The 20,143-nt window shown below is 66.7% G+C and carries 11 protein-coding genes; 7 read left to right on the forward strand and 4 right to left on the reverse strand.

What is annotated here, in order from left to right; all coding sequences use genetic code 11:
• The first annotated feature begins 82 nt into the window (after nt 1-82).
• The 4 genes from ACZI8W_RS04090 (at nt 83) to entS (ending at nt 12,001) form a co-directional block, all read left to right on the forward strand.
• Entirely contained in the window at nt 83-1,108 is a 1,026-nt protein-coding gene (locus tag ACZI8W_RS04090) for an ABC transporter substrate-binding protein (protein WP_463367214.1), read from the forward strand.
• A 114-nt stretch (nt 1,109-1,222) separates the two neighbouring features.
• Complete coding sequence (locus tag ACZI8W_RS04095) at nt 1,223-10,477, forward strand: amino acid adenylation domain-containing protein (protein WP_463367215.1); 9,255 nt, start codon at nt 1,223-1,225, stop codon at nt 10,475-10,477.
• Nucleotides 10,478-10,509: 32 nt separating this feature from the next.
• Complete coding sequence (locus tag ACZI8W_RS04100) at nt 10,510-10,731, forward strand: phosphopantetheine-binding protein (protein WP_463367216.1); 222 nt, start codon at nt 10,510-10,512, stop codon at nt 10,729-10,731.
• A gap of 10 nt (nt 10,732-10,741) precedes the next feature.
• Complete coding sequence (gene entS / locus ACZI8W_RS04105) at nt 10,742-12,001, forward strand: enterobactin transporter EntS (protein WP_463367217.1); 1,260 nt, start codon at nt 10,742-10,744, stop codon at nt 11,999-12,001.
• Between the two features lie 128 nt (nt 12,002-12,129).
• Here entS and ACZI8W_RS04110 read toward each other — a convergent pair whose 3' ends face one another.
• Together ACZI8W_RS04110 and ACZI8W_RS04115 are read right to left on the reverse strand one after the other, a co-directional pair.
• Entirely contained in the window at nt 12,130-12,540 is a 411-nt protein-coding gene (locus ACZI8W_RS04110; RefSeq protein ID WP_463367218.1) for a hypothetical protein, read from the reverse strand.
• A gap of 78 nt (nt 12,541-12,618) precedes the next feature.
• Entirely contained in the window at nt 12,619-13,497 is an 879-nt protein-coding gene (locus tag ACZI8W_RS04115) for a siderophore-interacting protein (protein WP_463367219.1), read from the reverse strand.
• A gap of 158 nt (nt 13,498-13,655) precedes the next feature.
• Here ACZI8W_RS04115 and ACZI8W_RS04120 point away from each other — a divergent pair, with 158 nt between their 5' ends.
• The 3 genes from ACZI8W_RS04120 (at nt 13,656) to ACZI8W_RS04130 (ending at nt 18,585) form a co-directional block, all read left to right on the forward strand.
• Nucleotides 13,656-14,540 (forward strand): phosphoribosylaminoimidazolesuccinocarboxamide synthase, encoded by an 885-nt coding sequence (locus ACZI8W_RS04120; RefSeq protein ID WP_463367220.1) that lies wholly within the window; start codon nt 13,656-13,658, stop codon nt 14,538-14,540.
• A 5-nt stretch (nt 14,541-14,545) separates the two neighbouring features.
• Nucleotides 14,546-16,672: a S9 family peptidase gene (locus ACZI8W_RS04125; RefSeq protein ID WP_463367221.1), complete on the forward strand. Its 2,127-nt coding sequence runs from the start codon at nt 14,546-14,548 to the stop codon at nt 16,670-16,672.
• A gap of 83 nt (nt 16,673-16,755) precedes the next feature.
• A complete protein-coding gene (locus ACZI8W_RS04130) occupies nt 16,756-18,585 on the forward strand; it encodes a siderophore-interacting protein (protein ID WP_463367222.1) in 1,830 nt (609 codons plus the stop codon).
• Between the two features lie 16 nt (nt 18,586-18,601).
• Here ACZI8W_RS04130 and ACZI8W_RS04135 read toward each other — a convergent pair whose 3' ends face one another.
• Nucleotides 18,602-19,447 (reverse strand): ABC transporter ATP-binding protein, encoded by an 846-nt coding sequence (locus ACZI8W_RS04135; RefSeq protein ID WP_463367223.1) that lies wholly within the window; start codon nt 19,445-19,447, stop codon nt 18,602-18,604.
• Nucleotides 19,422-20,099, reverse strand: a complete 678-nt coding sequence (locus tag ACZI8W_RS04140; RefSeq protein ID WP_463367224.1) for a FadR/GntR family transcriptional regulator — start codon at nt 20,097-20,099, stop codon at nt 19,422-19,424. The genes ACZI8W_RS04135 and ACZI8W_RS04140 overlap by 26 nt, the downstream gene beginning before the upstream one ends.
• Nucleotides 20,100-20,143: the final 44 nt, after the last annotated feature.

Raw genomic sequence — 20,143 nt, forward strand, 5'->3', positions numbered from 1 at the left:
TGGCGGGGCAGCTCCTTTCGGTTAGCCTAACCAATCGTGACCGGGGCAACGCGCCGCGGCTGAGAGACATGTGGGAGACACCATGCGGGTTCTGGAACGGAGTCGGGTGCGCAGCATCGCTGTGCTCGGCGCAGCGGCTGCGCTGACCGTCGGGCTGGTGGGATGCTCGAGCGACAGCGCCGACGAAGGCACCGACACCGCTGCCTCCTCTGCGACGCGTACGTTCGAAGCTCAGAACGGTTCCATCGAGATCCCGGCCGACCCACAGCGCATCGTTGCGTGCGGCTACGCAGCGTTCCCGCTGATCCAGGCCGGGGCAAACCTCGCTGCGGTCTGTGAGTGGACTCGCGAGATCGAGAGCATGGACGAGGAGACCCTCGCCGCGTATGAGGCGTTGCCGAAGGTCGCGCCCGATGGGAACGTTGCCGAGATCGGCTACGAAGCGGTCACCGCAGCCGATCCCGACCTGATCATCATGGGTGTCCCGGCGCGCGTGCAGGAGCAGGTCGACGTCGCGAAACTCGAGGCGCTCGCGCCCGTCGTGTTCCTCGGTCCGACCGACCCGGGTGAGTGGCGCGAGCTCGGTGAGCAGTATGCCGATGCCGCCAACGTCAGTGACACCTACGGTGAGTCCAAGGACGCCTACGACGCCCGCGCCGCTGAGATCGCCGACAAGTACGCCGATACCCTCGGCACACTCGATTTTGCGGGTCTGTGCAGTGTGTGCGGCACCGAGCCCGGGGAGTTCATGCGTGAGTACGAGTCGTCGTACACCACCAACCTGTTCGACGACCTCGGCTTCACCTTCCCCGGCGAGCCCGCCGACCCGGCCGACGTCCACGGTGAGTACCTGTCGATGGAACGGATGCCCGAGAACCTCGCTGACATCGATGTGATCGTCTACGGCGTCGAAGCGGACGGCTCGATCACCCCGGAATTGCAGGAAGTGTTCGATTCGCCGCTGTGGCAGGAACTGCCCGCAGTCAAGGCCGGCAACCTCGTCGCCGTCCAGCACGCCAATGCGGCAACCTACGAAACTGCGCTCCTTGCGCTCGATTCCATCGACGCGGCTTTGGAGCAGCTGCCGGCGAACCAACCCCAGGAGTAAGACCCGTCGCGGGAACACCCGCGCCACTTCGACCACGGCACGGCCCCCGACGTCCCTGACTCGGGGGCTGTGGTCGTCGTGTCCGAAATATCCCGTACCGTCAGGAAAGCAGAGATGACTCGCTCCACCGCGCTCGAAGACATCGTCCCGCTCTCACCTCTGCAGGAGGGACTGCTCTATCTGAGTACGGTCGCTGCTCCTGACGAGACCGCTCGCATCGCGGGGACGGCAGACCCCGACGCCTACACGGTGCAGTCCCTGATCCGATTGACGGGCACGGTCGACGAGGACCGGCTGCGCGAGTCGGCGCAGTCGCTGCTCGACAGACACGCGTCCCTGCGCACGTGTTTCCGCCCGCGCAAAGACGGACGCACCGCGGGTCTGGTCGTCGGCGGCGTCGAGTCGATCTGGAGTTCCGAAGATCTCAGCGGGCTTGCGCCCGATGAGGCGCAGGCCCGGCTGGAGCAACTCGTCGACGCGGACCTGCGCACCTGGTTCGATCTCGCGAAGCCGCCGCTGGTGCGATGGTTGTCGGTACGGTTCGCGCCCGACGACGTGCGGCTTCTGCTCACCGCGCACCACATCGTCGTCGACGGCTGGTCGACACCGATCCTCGTCCGTGAGCTGCTCGAGATCTATGCGGCCGGGGGCTCGGCATCGGCCCTTCCGTCCGTTCGGCCCTACCGCGACTACCTCGCGTGGCTGGGTCGTCAGGATCACGATGCCGCACGGGCACTCTGGCGCGAGACCCTGTCCGGCGTGAGCGAACCGAGCCTTCTCACACCCCCCGGATCCACCAGTTCGGCCGAGCGGTGCGCCCAACTGGATGTCCCGGTCCCCGAGGCCCTCACCGGGAAACTGTCGGAACTCACCCGCGATACCGGCGTCACGCTCAACACCGTGTTGCAAACAGCGTGGGCGATGCTCCTCTCAGGTCTGCTCGGCCGCGACGACATCCTCTTCGGCGCTACCGTATCCGGGCGCCCGCCCGAACTGACCGGCGTCGAGTCGATGGTCGGTCTGTTCATCAACACCGTGCCGGTGCGGGTGCGGCTCGACCCCGCCGTGACGGTGAGCGCTCTGCTCCGCCACGTTCAGCTCGAACAATCCCGCACCGTCGACCATCACTATCTCGGGATTTCCGAGGTACAACGAGACGTCGGAATCGGCGAGCTGTTCGACACTCTCACGATCTTCGAGAGCTACCCCGTCGACCGTGCCGCGCTCGACCGCGCGCAGCGGGAGGGCGGCATTGCGATCGCGGACACCGACGGCACCGACGCCACCAACTACCCACTCGTCCTCACCGCAGGCATGTCCGATCGCCTCGTCCTCGGGCTCGATCACCGCGAGTCGCTGATCAGTGTCGACGAGGCCCGGAGACTCGGTGCCCGGCTCATCACGATCCTCGGTGCGCTCGCCTCCGGTCCCGACATGCCGGTCGCGCACATCGACGTACTACCTGTCGCCGACCGCGACCGGGTGCTCGGCACCTGGTCCGCCGCGCCGCCCGCACCTGCCGCACACACCGTCGCCGATGTGCTCGCGAGCACATTTGTTGCCGACGCCGACCGCACCGCCGTGGTATGCGGTGACAGGCGGCTTTGCTTCGCCGAACTCGGTGCCCGCTCGGCGCAACTCGCGCGGCTGCTCGTCGACCGCGGCGTCGGACCGGACGACCGGGTCGGACTCGCACTGCCCCGCACCGCCGAGATGATCGAGGCGATCGTCGCCGTGCTCACCGCCGGCGGCGCCTACCTGCCGCTCGACCCGTCGTATCCAGCAGACCGCGTGCAGCACATGATCTCCGACGCCGCGCCCCGACTCGTGATCACCACGTCCGAGATCGCCGCGACGCTCGGCCGGCTGCTCGAGGGTGTCGAGGTGCTCGTGCTCGACGATCCGGCCGTGGACTCCGCCCGCGCCGGATTCGCCGCGACCCCGCTGACCGACGCGGACCGTCGCGGCCCGCTACAGCCCGCGCATACCGCCTACGTGATCTACACATCGGGGTCCACCGGCCTGCCGAAGGGCGTCGCTGTCACCCATGCCAACCTCGCCGACCTGCACGCCGCCCAGCGCACCACCGCGATGCACTGCGGGGGCCGAACCCCGCGCGACGGGCAGTGGCGCGTCCTGCTGACCTACCCTTTCGCCTTCGACTCAGCCGTCGCAGCACTGACGTGGCTCTTCGAAGGCCATGTGCTACACGTGCTGTCCGACGAGCACCGCGCCGATGTCGAGCACATCGTCGGCTACGTGCGCACCCACCGGATCGACTACATCGACACCGTTCCCGTCCTCATGGCCCGGCTCCTCGACGCGGGACTGCTCGATCCGGCCACGCACACCCCCGCTGCGGTCACCGTGGGTGGCGAGGCGGTGAGCCGCATGCTGTGGGAGCGTCTCGCCGCCGCGGACGTCTGGGCGCAGAACTGCTACGGGCCCACCGAATGCACCGTCGACGCCACCAGCGCGCAGATTTCCGGAGACACCGTCACCATCGGTGGCCCCACACCGGGCACCCGAGTCCGCGTACTCGATCACTGGCTACGGCCAGTGCCTCTCGGTGTCGCCGGCGAACTGTACGTCTCCGGCAACGGCGTCACCCGGGGCTATCTGGGGCGTCCCGGGCTGACTGCCGGCCGCTTCGTCGCCGACCCGTTCGGACCGGCTGCCCGTATGTACCGCACGGGGGACGTCGTGCGATGGACTCCGGCCGGGCAACTCGAATACCTCGGCCGCGACGACGACCAGGTCAAGATCCGCGGATTCCGCGTGGAACTCGGCGAGGTCGAAGCCGCCCTTTCCGCACACGACACCGTGCGCACGGCCTTGGTGGTCGCGCACACCGATGCGCGCGCGGTCACCCGACTCGTCGGATACATCGCAGGCGACGACGTCGATACGGGCGCAATCCGCACGGCGCTCGCCGCGCAACTGCCCGACTACATGGTTCCCGCGGTGATCGTGGCACTACCCGCGCTACCTCTCACCGCGAACGGCAAGGTGGACCGCACGGCGTTACCCGAACCGGACTTCGCGGTACTCGCGGGGTCCGGCCAGGCTCGCACCGACACGGAGAAGACTCTGTGCGCGACGATCGCCGACGTTCTCGGCCTCGAACACGTGGGTGTCGACGACGACTTCTTCACGCTAGGAGGCGATTCCATCGTCTCCATCCAGCTCGTGTCACGGTTGCGCGCCGCAGGAGTGCATGCGACGGCGCGACAGGTATTCGAACTGCGGACTGCCGCCGCGATCGCGGCGAACTGCGACACGCCCGCTGCCGAACCGGCACGTTCGGTCGCGGTCGCGACCGGTTCGGTCCCGATCACCCCGATCGTCCGGGAGTCACTCGCGACGATGACTTCCGACACGCTGCGCCGATTCACGCAGTCACGGGTACTGATCGCGCCTGCAGGCATGCGGGAACAGGATCTCGTCGCCGCTGTACAGGCGCTACTGGCCGCGCACCCGATGCTGCGCTCGCAGTTCACGAGCGACGACGCCGCTCCCTCGTGGATCGTGCCCGAGGCGGTGCCCGACGCGGCCCCGTTCGTCCACCGGATCACGATGCCCACCGGGGAGCACGACGACCTCACCGAACTCGTCGACTCCGCACACACCGATGCCGTCGCGGCACTCGACCCCGCGGCCGGCACCATGCTGCGCGTCGTGTTCCTCGACCCGGGGCCGGGGAGTGCCGGACGCATCCTCGTCGTCGCTCACCATCTCGTCGTGGACGGCGTCTCGTGGCGCATCCTGGTGCCGGACCTCGCCTCAGCGGTCGACGCCGCACGTCGTGGTGACACTCCGCAACTCGACACCTCCGGCACCTCGTTCAGGGACTGGGCGACCTCCCTCACCGCCGCGGTGGAAAGCGACCGTGTGACGGCGTCGTGGCCCGTGTGGGCACCCTCGGTCGAATCGGTCGACGCACCGGCTGTCGGTTCGAGAGTGCTCGATCCGGCCTGCGACACCGTCGCCACCGCCTCGTCGATCGAGGTACAGGTCCCCACGGGACTCACCGAGCGAATCCTGACCACCGTCCCGGCCGCGTTCGGGATCGGTGTCGCCGATGTTCTGCTCGCCGCATTGGCACTGGCCGTCACCGACGTGCGTGGCGGAGCATCACTGCGGGTGGATCTGGAAGGGCACGGTCGAGAAGAACAGATCGCGCCGGGTACAGACCTGTCGCGCACCGTCGGATGGTTCACCTCGCTCTATCCGGTGACCGTCGAACTCGGCAGCGAGCACGCACTTACCGGAAGCGACCTCGTACGCGCGGTCGCGCACGCCGCAGAATCCATCGCGCGAATCCCCGACAACGGCATCGGTTTCGGTATCCTGCGGCACCTCGACACCGCGACACGTACGCGGTTCGACGACTACCGGGCCCCCGAGGTGATGTTCAACTACCTCGGGCGGATGACCCTCGGCGAGAGCGCTCAGGCACCGTGGTCGGCGGCGCCCGAGACCGCAGCACTCGGCGGTTCCGTCGACCCGTCCACACCGCTCGATCACGTCCTCGAGGTCAATGCGATCACTGAGGACGGCCCGGACGGCGCCGCGCTGTCCGCAGTGTTCACGTTCTCGGCCGGTGCTCTCGCGTCTGACATCGTAAGCCGGATCGGCGAAAAGTGGTGCACAACACTGGAATTATTGGTGGGTGTCGCCTCCACCGACGCGATCGGCGTACCCGTACCGTCGGCGCTCACCGCATCCGGATTCACCGTCGACGACGTATTGGACCTGCATGCCGCGACACCCGGAGGGATCGAGGACGTCGTGCCCCTCACGCCGCTGCAGCGCGGCATGTACTTCCTGTCCGGCCTCGACGACGGCGACGCGGATGCGAGTGTCGACGTGTACATCATGCAGTCCGTCCTGAACCTCGAAGGGCCGGTCGATGTCGCGAGGCTGCGTCGATCGATGAACGAACTCGTCGCCCGGCAGGCAGTGCTGCGCACAGGGTTCCAGATCGGACCCTCCGGAGAGCCGGTGGGTGTGGTACGACGCACTGCCGTTCCCGAACTGACCGAACTCGACCTGAGCGACACGATCGACCTCGACGCCCGAGTAGCGGACCTCCTGGAGGCGGACCGCGCCCGCAGATTCGACGTCGGGGCAGCGCCCCTCGTGCGATTCACCCTCGCGGTCACCGGCCCCGGCTCGGCGCGACTGCTGCTGGCCATGCACCACCTCGTCTCCGACGGATGGTCGACCCCGCTTCTCGTGCAAGAACTCCTGCAGATCTACGCGGCCGGGGGGAGCGCGTCGTCGCTACCACCGGTGGCGCCGTTCAGCGACTACCTCACCTGGCTCGGACAGCAAAACGTCGCCGCAGGTGTCGAGGTGTGGCGTGAGGTACTCGACGGAGTGGACGAACCGACTCGCGTCGCACCGGCAGGTGCAGCCCTGCGTCCGGAGTTCCCCGGCGAGCTCACCGTGCCGGGACCGGACGGACTGGCCCGACGCCTCGCCTCGACGAGCCGAGGGAGCGGAGTCACGGTGAACACCCTCGTGCAGACCGCGTGGGGTGTCCTGATCGGAGCGCTCACCGGCAGGAGCGACGTGGTCTTCGGGGCCATCGTCTCGGGACGTGTTCCCGATGTGCCAGGGGTCGAGTCGATGATCGGCCTGTTCATCAACACGATCCCCGTCCGGGTGACCACTGCCGCGGGCGAGTCTCTTGCCGACGTCGTCACCCGCACGCACAGCGCGCAGAACCGGGTGATGGACCACCAGTACGTGGGCCTGGCCGATATCCAGCGTGCCATGGGCATCGGCGATCTGTTCGACACCCTCCTCGTCTTCGAGAACTACCCGATCGACAAGGACGCGCTCGACCGCGCACAGCGCGACGGTGGTCTGCAGGTCACGTCGGTCGGTGGTAGCGACGCCACGAACTTCCCGCTGGTACTCGTGGCGGGACTCGACGACACGTTGCACCTCGGCCTCGAATACCGCACCGACCTGTTCAGCGATCGTGACGCCGCTGCCCTCGGTGAACGCCTCGTACGGATCCTCGAGCAACTCGCGTCCGAACGCCCGTCGACCGTCGCGGCACTCGATCTGCTGACGGCATCCGAACGTGCCGGACTGTCGGGCGCGTGGTCGGCGACCGCGCCCGCACCGGGATGCGGCGTGAGCACTGTCGCGGATCTTCTGGCGCGGCAGATCGCCCGTACCCCGGACGCCGATGCAGTCGTGTCCGGTGCGACAACCTTGTCGTTCGCGGACCTGGGGGACAGGTCGACGCGTGTGGCACGCCTGCTCATCGAGGCAGGCATCGGCCCGGAGACCGTGGTCGGTCTTGCCCTGCCGCGCTCAGAACACATGATTGTGGCCATCGCAGCGTCCATCAGCGCAGGTGGCATGTACCTCCCAATGGATCCGTCGTACCCGCAGGACCGGCTCGCGCACCTCGTCTCGGATGCGGCGCCACGCGTGATCGTGACGGTCGCGTCGGTGCAGAGCCGCATCGCCCCGATCACCGGCGATGCTCGCCTCGTGGTCCTCGACGACCCCGCCGTCGAGCAGCAGTTGGAGGAGTTGCCCGCCGTGCCCGTCACCGACACGGACAGACTCGGTGTACTGCACCCGGACAACGGCGTCTACGTCATCTACACATCGGGTTCGACGGGCCTCCCGAAAGGCGTCGCCGTCACTCACTCGAATCTGCTGAACCTGTTCGACAGTCACCGAGCCGACCTCTACCTCCCGACCGTGGCCGCATCGGGCCGCGACAGCATCGGGGTCGGTCACGCCTGGTCGTTCGGATTCGACGCGTCGTGGCAGCCGACCCTGTGGCTTCTCGACGGCCACACCGTGCACGTGTTCGACGAAGACACGATGCGCGACCCGGAACGGATGACGGCGTACACGCTCGACCACGAACTCGACTTCCTCGAGGTGACCCCGTCGTTCCTGGACCGCATGCTCGCGGCCGGACTCTACGACGGCGACCATCGTCCGGCCGCCGTCGGATTCGGCGGTGAAGCCGTCAATCTGGCTTCGTGGCAACGGCTTCGGATGCTCACTGATGGCCGGGCCTTCAACCTGTACGGTCCTACCGAATGCACCGTCGATTCGCTCATCGGCGCAGTCACCGACGCTGACGCCCCGTGCCTCGGCCGGGCCGTCCACGGCGCCGGTGCCTATGTCCTCGACCCGATGCTCCGTCCCGTCCCGATCGGGGTGGTCGGCGAACTGTACGTCTCCGGAGCGGGCGTTGCCCGCGGCTATCTCGACCGGCCCGACTTGACGTGTGCGCGTTTCGTTCCCGGTCCGTTCGGCGACCCCGGTGCCCGCATGTACCGCACGGGCGACCTCGTCCGACGGGTGTGGGGTGAAGGAGAGACGCCGGTCGTCGACTTCCTCGGGCGCGGCGACGACCAGGTGAAGATCCGCGGGTTCCGCGTCGAACTCGGCGAGGTCGAAGCGGTCCTGACCGCCGTGCCGGGTGTGCGTGACGCGGTGGTGCTCGCCCACACCGATGCGCGCGGCGTCATGCGTCTGGTGGGATATGTGATCCCCGACGGCGACGTCGACCCGTCCGCGGTGCGCAGACGTGTTGCGGAACGCATACCGGACTATATGGTGCCGGCCGTTGTACTCGTCCTCGACGTGTTCCCGGTGACCGCAAACGGGAAGGTCGACCGGAAGGCATTGCCCGAACCCGATTTCTCGTTGCTCGTCGGCAGCCGGACACCCACCACACCGACCGAGGTCGCGCTGGCGCGGGTCGTCGCCGACGTGCTGGGTCTGGAGCGGGTGGGTGTCGACGACGACTTCTTCGCGCTCGGAGGTGATTCCATCGTCTCCATCCAGCTGGTGTCGAAGGTGCGCGCGGCAGGAATGTGGATCACTACCAGGCAGGTGCTCGAACTGCGCACGGTCGAGGATCTCGCGGTCGCGATCGACGCCGCCGAACCCGGCTCTGCGGTGCCGGCGGTGCTCGGCGTCGCCACCGGCGATGTGCCGGTGACGCCGATCGTGTGGGATGTGCTCGAGCCCGGAGTGAGCCTCGACCGGTTCTCACAGGCACGCCTGCTCGTCGCGCCCGTGGGCCTCACCGTGCCGGTCCTCGAGGCAGCCGTCGAGGCCCTGCTCGCCGCGCACCCGATGCTGCGATCGCGATTCGTGATTACCGAGAGCAGCGCAGCACAGTGGACGGTGCCAGAGCAGTTCGCAGATGCGAAACATGTTGGTGCAGAACACATGGTGCGCCGCGTGGCGCTGTCCTCGAACGACGATTTCACGGACGTCTTCGCGCGTGAGCGTGAGGTTGCGTACGAAGCACTGGATCCGGCGAACGGCGTCATGATGCAGGTGGTCTGGTTCGATTTCGGGCCGGACCGTGCCGGCCGTGTGCTCCTCGCGGTGAACCATCTGGTGGTAGATGGTGTGTCGTGGCGCATCCTGGTACCCGATCTCGCCGACGCCGTCGAGCAGGCCGGAAGCGGGAAGGTCGTCGGACTGACCTCTGCCGGTACACCCTTCCGGGTGTGGGCAGCGGAACTGGTGAAGGCGGCGCGGTCCGAGCGGATCGTCACGTCCTGGACTACGTGGCAGCAGGCGGTGGCAGCGGACGAACCCCGGTTGGGTTCCCGGCCGCTGGATCCGGCACGCGACACTGTCCACGACACCCGGTCGGTGAAGGTCCGCCTGCCCGTCGACGTCACCGAACGGGTTCTTGCGGCGGATGCCGTGGACGATGTCCTGCTCGCCGCGCTCGCCGTGGCGGTTGCATCGGTGCGCGGTGGGGACGTCGTCCGTATCGACCGCGAAGGACACGGCCGGGAGGAACAGGTGGTGCCGGGTGTCGATGTGTCACGCACGGTCGGGTGGTTCACGTCGATGTATCCGCTGGTGGTCGACCTGTCGGACGTCGATGTCGCCGGTGCGCCCCTCGATGCTCGCAGCGCGGGCGCCGCGCTGCAGGCCACGGCGGCGGCTGTGAGTCGGGTGCCCGACAACGGCATCGGGTTCGGAATCCTACGACGTCTCGACTCGCAGTTCGCGGAGCGGTTCGCGGACTATCGGCCGCCGGATGTGGTCTTCAACTATCTCGGACGACTGACCCTCGGCGAGGAGTCGGGAAGCCCGTGGTCGGGTGCACCCGAAGCCACGGCGATGGGCGGTTCCGTCGACTCGTCCACACCGCTCGGCCACGTGCTGCTGGTCGACGCGATCACCGAGGACACGCCGCTCGGACCGGTTCTCGACTGCGAGTTCGCGGCGGCGGCAGGAGTGGTCGACGCACACATGCTCGACGCTCTTGCGCGCGCCTGGGAACTGATGGTCGTGGCATTGACCGACGACAACACGCGGCTTCTCGCCGGCAGTCGCACACGTTCGTAGCAGCGCACATTCGTAACAGGAGGAGAAACTCAATGCTGGATCGCATGACCATGATCGAAGACACCGCACGAATCCTCGAACTCGACGACGACGAACTCGATCCGACGGTGAGTCTCGTGGACCAGGGACTCGACTCGGTGCGCCTGATGGCGCTGGTGGAGCAGTGGCGCGGAACCGGAGCCGAGGTCGACTTCGTCTCCCTCGCCGAACAACCCGAACTCGAGCACTGGTTCTCATTGCTCGTCGGGCAGTGAGCAGGTTGCCGTGTCACTCGTCGACAAATTGACCATCGATATCGGGCCGCTCCGCACGAGCCGGGAGTTCCGCTTCCTGTTCACCGCACGTGTGGTCTCGTTGCTGGGGCTCGGATTCCTCATCGTCGCGGTGCCGATACAGGTGTACCAGCTCACCGGGTCGACGGCGCATGTCGCCGCCGTATCCACCATCCTCGGAATCACAACGTTCGCAGCAACATTCGTCGGTGGACTACTGGCCGACCGATACGACCGGCGCAACGTGATTGCGATTGCCCGGGGGACGGCCGCGGTAGCGTTCGCGTTGCTCGCCGTCAACGCATTCCTCCCCGAACCGCAGATGTGGGCGATCTACGTGCTTTCGGTCGTCGACGGAATCGCGGGTGGTATCTCGGCCACTGCGCTCATGGCTGTGACGCCGAGCCTGGTACCTCGGGACAAACTGGCGGCGGCCGGTGCGTTGATGGCGCTCACCGCAGACCTCGGATCGATGGTCGGGCCCGCATTGGGTGGTGTCGTGATCTCGGCCGGTGGTGTGGGACTGGCATATTCGCTTGCCGCGTTCACCACCGTTATCACCACTTTCTGTATCACTCGACTACCTTCGCTGCCACCTGAGAAGGTGTCGGATGAATCGCCGTTGGGTTCGATCGTGTCTGGCTTCCGATACGCAGTGAGCAACCGGGTGGTCGGTCAGGTGCTCGTCGTGGGTTTCGTCGCCATGCTGTTGACCGGCTGGGCAGTGCTGATTCCGGAGTTCGCGGACGAGGTGCTGAATGCGGGGCCGTCGGTCGTCGGGCTGCTCTACACTGCACCGGCGGTCGGTGCTGTGCTCGGTTCCCTCACCAGTGGGTGGACGGGATCGGTGCGCCGATCCGGGCTGGTGATCTTCGTGTTGATGTCCGTGTCCGCGGCGGGACTGGCCGGTGCCGGCGTCACCGGTGTGTTCATCGTGGTGGTGCTCGGGCTGGCGGCCTTCGGGTTCGGGGATTCTCTCGCGGACGTCGTCCGGTTCGCAACGGTGCAGCGCAACACTGCCGACGAATACCGCGGCCGCATTGCCGCGGTGTGGTCGGCGCAGGTCACCGCTGGTACGTCGTTGGGGGCGGTCGCCGCGGGTGTGGTGGCGTCCCTGGTGCCGATCGAGGTTGCGCTGGCGGCCTACGGTGCGGCCGGATTGTTGCTCACCGTGATCCTGGCGGTGTTCATGAAGACCCTGCGGACCTTCGACGACGGTGACCACAAGACCCTCGAGGAAGTGAGCACCTAGCCCCTGTCCGGGGATCGTCTTCACAAGCACGAGCGTAATGGTGCCGTGTGCCCCCGCCGGCACACGGCCGACCCTACCGGGCTCGGTGCTGCTCGTGCGGGAGGCCCCGACCGGTCACAGCATCCGCGTCATGGCCGCAGGGCGTTTTTCGTGGTGTGCGCCCATGATTCGATCGCCGAGTAGCTGTCGCCGACACCCTGCGTGTATGCGACGAGAGCCCCGTACAGGTGCACTCCCTCCGCGGCCAGTTCGATGGTGCTGACCCAGTGGGATGCGCGCGCCATCACGGCTGCGGAGATGTCGAGGCGATCGCGTGTCTCCCTCGAGACCATGGTGAACGAATCATCCGCGATCTGGAACGTTTCCCTGACACCGCGCCAGTAGTACTCCGCGTCCATTGCTGCGCGCAGTGATTCGTAGTCTGCAGTGTCCTGCATCGCCGTGGCATTCCGCAGTTCGATCGACGCCTGGCCGGACGAGCCGAGCGGGATATACGTCATGTCGTCGGTGGATCGGTTGTCGCCGCGTCTGGTCCTCACCGGAAAGATGGTGCCTGATTGCGCGGCAGAACGGAACAAGCGGTTCCGTTGCAATTACGACACCGCCGCGGTGTTGTCTCAATGGGAGTGTGCATGCCCATGCCCATGCCCATGCCCATGGTCGTGCTCGTCGTCGTGCTCGTCGTCGACGCGATCGTGGTCGGCGGTCGTGCCGTAACCGGTCTCCGACATACCGCGTCGCCAGTAGCCGATCACCAGTGTCGACCTGCGGTCGAAGCCTGCCTCCTTGCGCAGCCACTTCCGCATGGCCAGTACCGTTTTCGACTCGGCCGATACCCACGCGAACTTCGTGAGTGCTGCGCTGGGGATCTCGACGGCGGTCGCGGCGTCGAACAACTGCGTTGTCGTACCGGCCGGCGCGCCGTCGCGGTGGACCCACCGGATTTCGATGCCCGCCGGATGCGCGAGGTTCTGCCGCTCGTGCACGTCGGCGACCTCGATGATCGCGACACCCGTGGCATCGGTATGCATGTGCTCGAGCATCCGGCCGATCGCGGGCAGGGCGGTCTCGTCACCGACGATCAGGTACCAGTCGGATCGCGCCGCGGTGACGCCACCGCCACCCGCAGCGCCGATCACGTCACCGGGTTGTGCGCGCTCGGCCCATCCGCTGGCGAGGCCCTCGTCGCCGTGCTTGACGAAATCGATGTCCATCTCGGCTGCGTCTGCATCGAGCCGCCGGACCGTGTACGTGCGGATCTGCTGCTTGACGGTCGGATCGTCCCAGGTGAGACGGCCACGACCGTCGTTGCCGGGAACATCCAGGTCGCCGTTCGCCCGGGGGAAGACGAGCTTGATGTTCGGTACCCGCGTCGGATCGGCCGCGAATACCTCGACGCCGCGCCCGGCGAAGGTGACCCGCCGCATACCCGGCGTGATATCCACGATCGCCGACACTTCGATGAGTGAAGGAAGTAGCCCGTCTCGATTCGTCATACCGGTCACATTAGGGGAACCTGACCTGGCACGGGCTCGCCACCATCCGCCGATTCGCTACGTCGTCGTCCGGGACGATCGTCACAAGTCTTTTCCGGCAAATAGGATATCCGCCACGGCGTGCGATACGCGGCGGTGCTGACTACTAAGGTGTCACCGTGCGTCCTTCACTCGAGTCCTACTCACACCTGGCAGGCGGCAAGGTCCGCGACCTCTACATCGTGGACGACGAGCACCTGCTGCTCGTGGCCAGCGACCGGATCTCGGCCTACGACCATGTCCTGGACACGCTGATCCCCGACAAGGGGCGAGTCCTCACCGCGATGAGTGTGTTCTTCTTCGACCTCCTCGACGCGAGCAACCATCTTGCCGGCGAACCCGACGACGAGCGGATTCCCGCCGAGGTCCTCGGCCGCGCGCTCATCGTCAAGCGCCTCGAGATGGTGCCGGTGGAATGTGTGGCACGCGGCTACCTCACCGGGTCGGGCCTGGCCGACTATCAGGCCACGGGCTCTGTGTGCGGGGTGACCCTGGACAGCGGTCTCGTCGAAGCCAGCAAGTTGCCGGAGCCGATCTTCACGCCTGCGAGCAAGGCCGCGCTCGGCGATCACGACGAGAACGTCAGCTTCGAGCAGGTCGCCGAGAAGGTGGGACTGAACCTGGCGATGCAGTTGCGTCAGGACACTCTCGACATCTACGACCGCGCAGCGATCTATGCGTACGAGCGCGGGATCATGCTCGCCGATACCAAACTCGAGTTCGGTCGCGACAAGGCCGGCAACCTCGTGCTGGCCGACGAGGTGCTCACCCCCGATTCGTCCCGGTACTGGGAGCTGGCCGAGTACGAAGAGGGGAAGGTGCAGCCGAGCTTCGACAAGCAGATCGTCCGCAACTGGCTGACCAGCGCCGAATCCGGGTGGGATCGTGCCTCCGACACCCCGCCTCCGGCATTGCCTCAGCACATCGTCGACAAGACCCGTGCACGCTACATCGAGGCCTACGAACGCATTTCCGGACTGTCCTTCGACGATTGGATCGGCTGACCACGATGACCTCCCCGACCCCGCCCGTTGCCACGAAGGTTCCGCACGAGCGCATCCATCACGGCCACACGTTCGTCGACGACTACGAGTGGCTGCGCGACAAGGACGACCCGGACGTGACCGCGTACCTCGAAGCCGAGAATGCGTACACCGAGGCGCAGACCGCGCATCTGGCACCGGTTCGGGAGTCGATCTTCGAGGAGATCAAGTCGCGGACGCAGGAGACCGACATGTCGGTTCCCACCCGCATGCGCGAATGGTGGTACTACGCCCGCACCGTCGAAGGCAAGCAGTACGGAATCCAGTGCCGGTGCCCGATCACCGACCCAGATGATTGGACCCCGCCGGAGGTCACGGCAGGCACCGAATTGCCCGGCGAGCAGGTGTTGCTCGACGGCAACGTCGAGTCCGAGGGGCACGACTTCTTCTCCATCGGTGCGTTCTCACTCAGCCACGACGGCACTCTGCTTGCGTACTCGACCGACGTCGTGGGCGACGAGCGGTACACGCTGAAGTTCAAGGATCTCACCACCGGTGAACTCCTCACCGACGAGATCCCCGGCACCGCGCCCGGCGCCACGTGGACCCTCGACCACAGCCATATCTTCTATCAGACGGTCGATGAGTCCTGGCGCCCCGACACCGTGTGGCGGCACCGGCTCGGCACCGCCGTCGACGACGATGTGAAGGTCTTCCACGAGCCCGACGAGCGGTACTGGGTGTCGATCGGCTCAACTCGTAGCGAGAAGTACCTGATGATCTGGGTGGGATCGAAGATCACCACCGAGGGGTGGGTTCTCGAATCCGACAATCCCACAGGCGAATTCCGCGTTCTGCTGCCTCGTCGTGAAGGTGTCGAATACGGCGCCGAGCACGCCGTCGTCGGAGGCCGGGACCGGTTCCTGGTGTTGCACAACGATGTCGACCCGGGCACGGGCGAGAAAGCGGAGAACTTCGTCCTCGCGGAAGCCCCCGTCGAGGATCCGTCGGCGCTGCGCACCCTGATCGAACACCGAAAGGACGTTCGTCTCGAAGATGTCGAGGCGTTCGAAGGGCACCTCGTGCTGAGCTACCGACGCGAAGCACTCACCCGGCTCGCGGTGTGGCCGCTGACCGACGACGGATACGGCGACCTCCACGAACTCGAGTTCGACGAGGAGCTGTTCGCCGTCGGTCCCGGAGCGAACCCGGAGTGGACGCAGCCCACCCTGCGACTCGGATTCACCTCGTTCATCACCCCGACGCGGGTCTACGAGTACGTCGTGGGCACGGGCGAGCTGCTGCTGCGCAAGTCGCAGCCGGTGCTCGGCGACTTCGATCCGTCGCGCTACGAGCAGCGCCGCGCCTGGGCGAGTGCCGACGACGGAACGAAGATCCCCTTGTCGATCGTCGCGAAGAAGGGCACAACTGCGAACGCCCCGACCCTGCTGTACGGGTACGGATCCTACGAGGCCAGTATCGACCCCGGTTTCTCGGTCGCGCGACTGTCGCTGCTCGACCGCGGCATGGTGTTCGCGGTCGCGCACGTACGCGGTGGTGGAGAGATGGGCCGCCACTGGTACGAGCGCGGCAAGTCGCTCACGAAGAAGAACACCTTCACCGACTTCGTCGCGTGCGCGAGGCACCTCGTCGACACCGGCGTGACGAGCCCCGATCGGCTCGTTGCCGACGGTGGCAGCGCGGGCGGACTGCTCATGGGTGCGGTCGCGAACATCGCGCCCGAACTGTTCGCGGGCATTCTCGCGAACGTGCCGTTCGTCGATCCGCTCACCTCGATCCTCGACCCGTCGCTGCCGCTGACGGTGATCGAGTGGGATGAATGGGGCAATCCCCTCGCGAGCCCGGAGGTATACGAGTACATGCGCTCGTACAGCCCCTACGAGAACGTCGAGGCGAAGGACTACCCGGCGATCCTCGCCATCACGAGCATCAACGACACCCGCGTGCTGTACGTCGAACCCGCCAAGTGGGTGGCGAAGCTGCGTGCGACGAAGACGGGGGAGTCGCCGTTGCTGCTCAAGACCGAGATGAGCGCCGGTCACGGCGGTGTGTCGGGTCGATACGAGAAGTGGCGTGAGGTGGCGTTCGAGTTCGCGTGGGTGCTGGAGACTTCCGGGGTGCTCCGTTCCTAGCGTCCCACCGCAGATCGACTCCATGGCACCATAGGTGGCCGTTGTGCATTGCGAGCGCCGATCCAGTGGAGAAGGGTCTATCGATGGCAGGAACTGTTCGTGACGTCGAGGTGTTTCCGATCTGCATTCGGGAGGTCGACGTCCTCCGAGTCGAGGATGTCACTTCCGGTATGCGACGGGTGACGGTCGGCGGACCATCGATGGCCAGTCACGTTCGAGACGGTGTCGAATTGCCCCCGGTGCGGACCAGCGGCTTCGACGACGACGTCAAGCTGTTGCCCGTCGACCCCCGGACCGGGGAGTTGCCATTCGAGGTGCCGCGGAACTCCGACAGCGGCGCCGTCGAATGGCCGTCGGGAGCGTTTCAATACAGCCGGACCTACACGGTGCGTCGTTTCGACGCGGACACGCGCGAGATGGACATCGACTTCGCAATGCACGAGGGCGGGTTGGCCTCCGATTGGGCGAATCGCGTGCAGCCGGGGGAGACGATCCTGATGGCCGGACCGAAGCACTCGGCCGGCCTGCCGCGTGAAACCGACTGGATGTTGATCGCCGGCGACGAGACGGCGTTGCCCGCGATCGCGCACTGTCTCGAGCAACTCCCGCCCGACCTGCCTGCGACGGTGGTGATCGAGGTGGCCGAGCCGTCGCATCGCCAGGAACTGAAGTGTGAGGCACCTCTGGACCTCACGTGGCTGGTCCGTTCCGAAAGTGGCGGTGAGTCGCGGCTGGTCGAGGCAGTAAAGGCAGCGACATGGCGGCCGGGCCAGCCGTATTTGTGGGTTGCGGGCGAGACTCTGACGATCAAGCCGTTGCGTCGCTGGGCGAAGCAGGACAAGGAGATCGCCAAGCAGTTCGTCGAGATTACCGGCTACTGGCGTCACCGTGAGGTCGCGCCGACCGTACCGGCGCCGCAGGCCGCCGCCGCGGACACCGAGGTCGACCCGGACACGCAACTGCACGAGATGTCGGAGTTGCTGCCCCCGTTGGCAATCAGGACAGCGGTCACGGTCGGTCTGTTCGAGGCGATCGACGGCGGTGCCGGCACCGCAGAGGGGATCGCTGTCGAGTGCCGGACCCACGCCGGCGCGACGGCGAAGCTGCTGCGCCATCTGGTGCTGATGGACCTGATCGCGGTCGAGGACGGGCGATTCGTGCTCACCGAGATGGGATCGATCCTCGCCGATCAGGACGCGTTCGCCAGCGAGGCTCTGCACTTCGACAAGATCCACACCAGGCTCGACCTGGCGTTCCTGGGGCTTCTCGAATCGGTGCGGACGGGGGCTCCCGCGGCCGGACACAGCTTCTCGGACAAACAGCAGGACGCTGCGTTCGCGGACGGTTACCACGAGGAGGTCGCCTCGGGAGCTGTCTACCGCGCACCGGCTCTCCCCGATGCACTCGACTTCGACGGGGTACGCACCGTCGCGCTCTACGGGGAGGGCGCCGGGGTGTACGCGGACACTCTCGCCCGTCTCCGCCCGGAACTCGACATCACTCTCGTGGGACTGCCCACGCAGACCACCCGGAATCTGGGCGACGTGGCGGACTCTCGACGGGCCCGGATCGGCCGGGTCGACGCCAGCGAGTTCACCGTCCTGGTAGCACCCGTCGACCTGGCCGTTGCGGTCGACCTCGTCGACTTCCACCCGGACGCCGATGCGCGAATACTGCTCGGCGCGCTCAGTGCATCCGCGCGCAGGGTCGTGCTCGTCACTGATCTGCTCGACCCGGAAACCACCGACGACCACGACACCGAGGCCGATCTCCTGAATCTGTGCCTGCACGGATCGGGTAAGCGCACCGCGGCGGAACTGTCCGCGCTGATTTCGGACGCGGGCTGTGGAGAGCCCCGATTCGGAGCGATCGGCTGGGGTTCGACGGTTGTGGAGTTCACCGGGACGCATTGACCGCGGCGCGCCGTGTCTAACCGCTGTGTGCTCCAACAGCTCCGGTGGCCGACCAGCGTCCGGCGCGGCGCTCGAGGACGATCGGGTGCCCGAACGCACGCGTGATCGTTTCGGAGGTCAAGGTGTCCTCCACGCCACCGCGAGCCACCACTGTGCCGCCCGCGAGGACAAGAGCATGTGTCGTCGACGCCGGAAGTTCTTCGAGGTGGTGGGTGACCAGCACCGAGGACAGTTCAGGACGGAGCTGTTGTAGCTCGGCGATGGCACCGAGCAGAGTCTCGCGAGCCGCAAGGTCGAGACCGGTTGTCGGCTCGTCGAGGAGAAGCAGGTCTGGGTCGGTGACCAGGGCGCGCGCGATCAAGGCGCGGCCCCGTTCTCCCTGTGAGAGCACCGACCAGGGGCTGGTGGTGATCGCACCGAGGCCGAGCATCTCGATCAATTCTGCGGTCTTCGTCCGTTCGGCGACCGAGGGCTCGGCTCGGGGCGGCAGCGCGCTCGACGCATAGAGTCCGGTCAGCACTGCCTCACGCACGGTGACGTGAGGGTCGATGCGGGTCCGTGGGTCGACATGGCCGATGTGGGTACGCAACGAGCGCATGTCGACACGCCCGAGCCGATGCCCGAGGACGTGCACCGTGCCGGTGGTCGGGTGTAGTCGTGCCCCGCACAAGGCGAGTAGCGTCGATTTTCCGGCGCCGTTCGGCCCGAGTAAGGTCCACTGTTCGCCTGCGCGGACCTCGAAGTCGATACATGCGATGAGCGGGCGGCCCTGGCGCACGACGCTGACGCCGTGTACCTGGAGGACCGGAGGGCGGCTGTCGATGTTCACGTGGTCCTCATCGGTGGTTTCGGGTAAGGGCATCGGCGAGTCCCAGCAGGTGTGCCCTGGTCAGCTTCTCGGCAGCATCGGTGTCCCGCGCGACGATTGCTTCTACGACGGCGACGTGGTCGGCCGCGTCGCGGTCGGTTGCAGGCATCATGACCAGCAGATCGGTCATGGCGCCGATCAGGCGTTGTTGCAGGCTGTCGAACAGCGCGAGCAACAGTGAATTATGTGCGGCCGCAACAATCGTTCGGTGTAGTCGGATATCCGCTGCGGCAAGGTCTTCGGCCGTGCCGGAAACGAGAGCATTGCGTGCGTCCAGTGCCTGCCGGATCGATCGTTCGTCATCGCCGTGATGGCACAGGGCTGCGAGCCCGGCAGCCCGTGATTCGATAGCGACCCGGACCTGCACCACCTCGACGATCTCTCCGATCTGGACCAGCCGATTCCACGGTGCCACCGGTTCCCGCGCCGCGAGGAACACCCCCACACCCTGCCGGGTGGTGAGAACCCCGTGAGCGGCCAAGCGGCGAATGGCCTCGCGAACTGTCGAGCGTCCCACGGACAGCTCCTGCGCCAGTGCCACTTCACCGGGAAGTTGTTCGCCGATCTCCCATCGCCCGTTGCCGATCTCGTCGAGCAATGCTTCCGCCGCCTGTTCGGACAATGGTGTCCGTGTGAGTGCCTGCATCCTCTCGTTCCTTGTGTTGTTCTCCGGCGCCGGTCCTTACGCTA

The organism is Rhodococcus ruitaii (assembly GCF_055230935.1).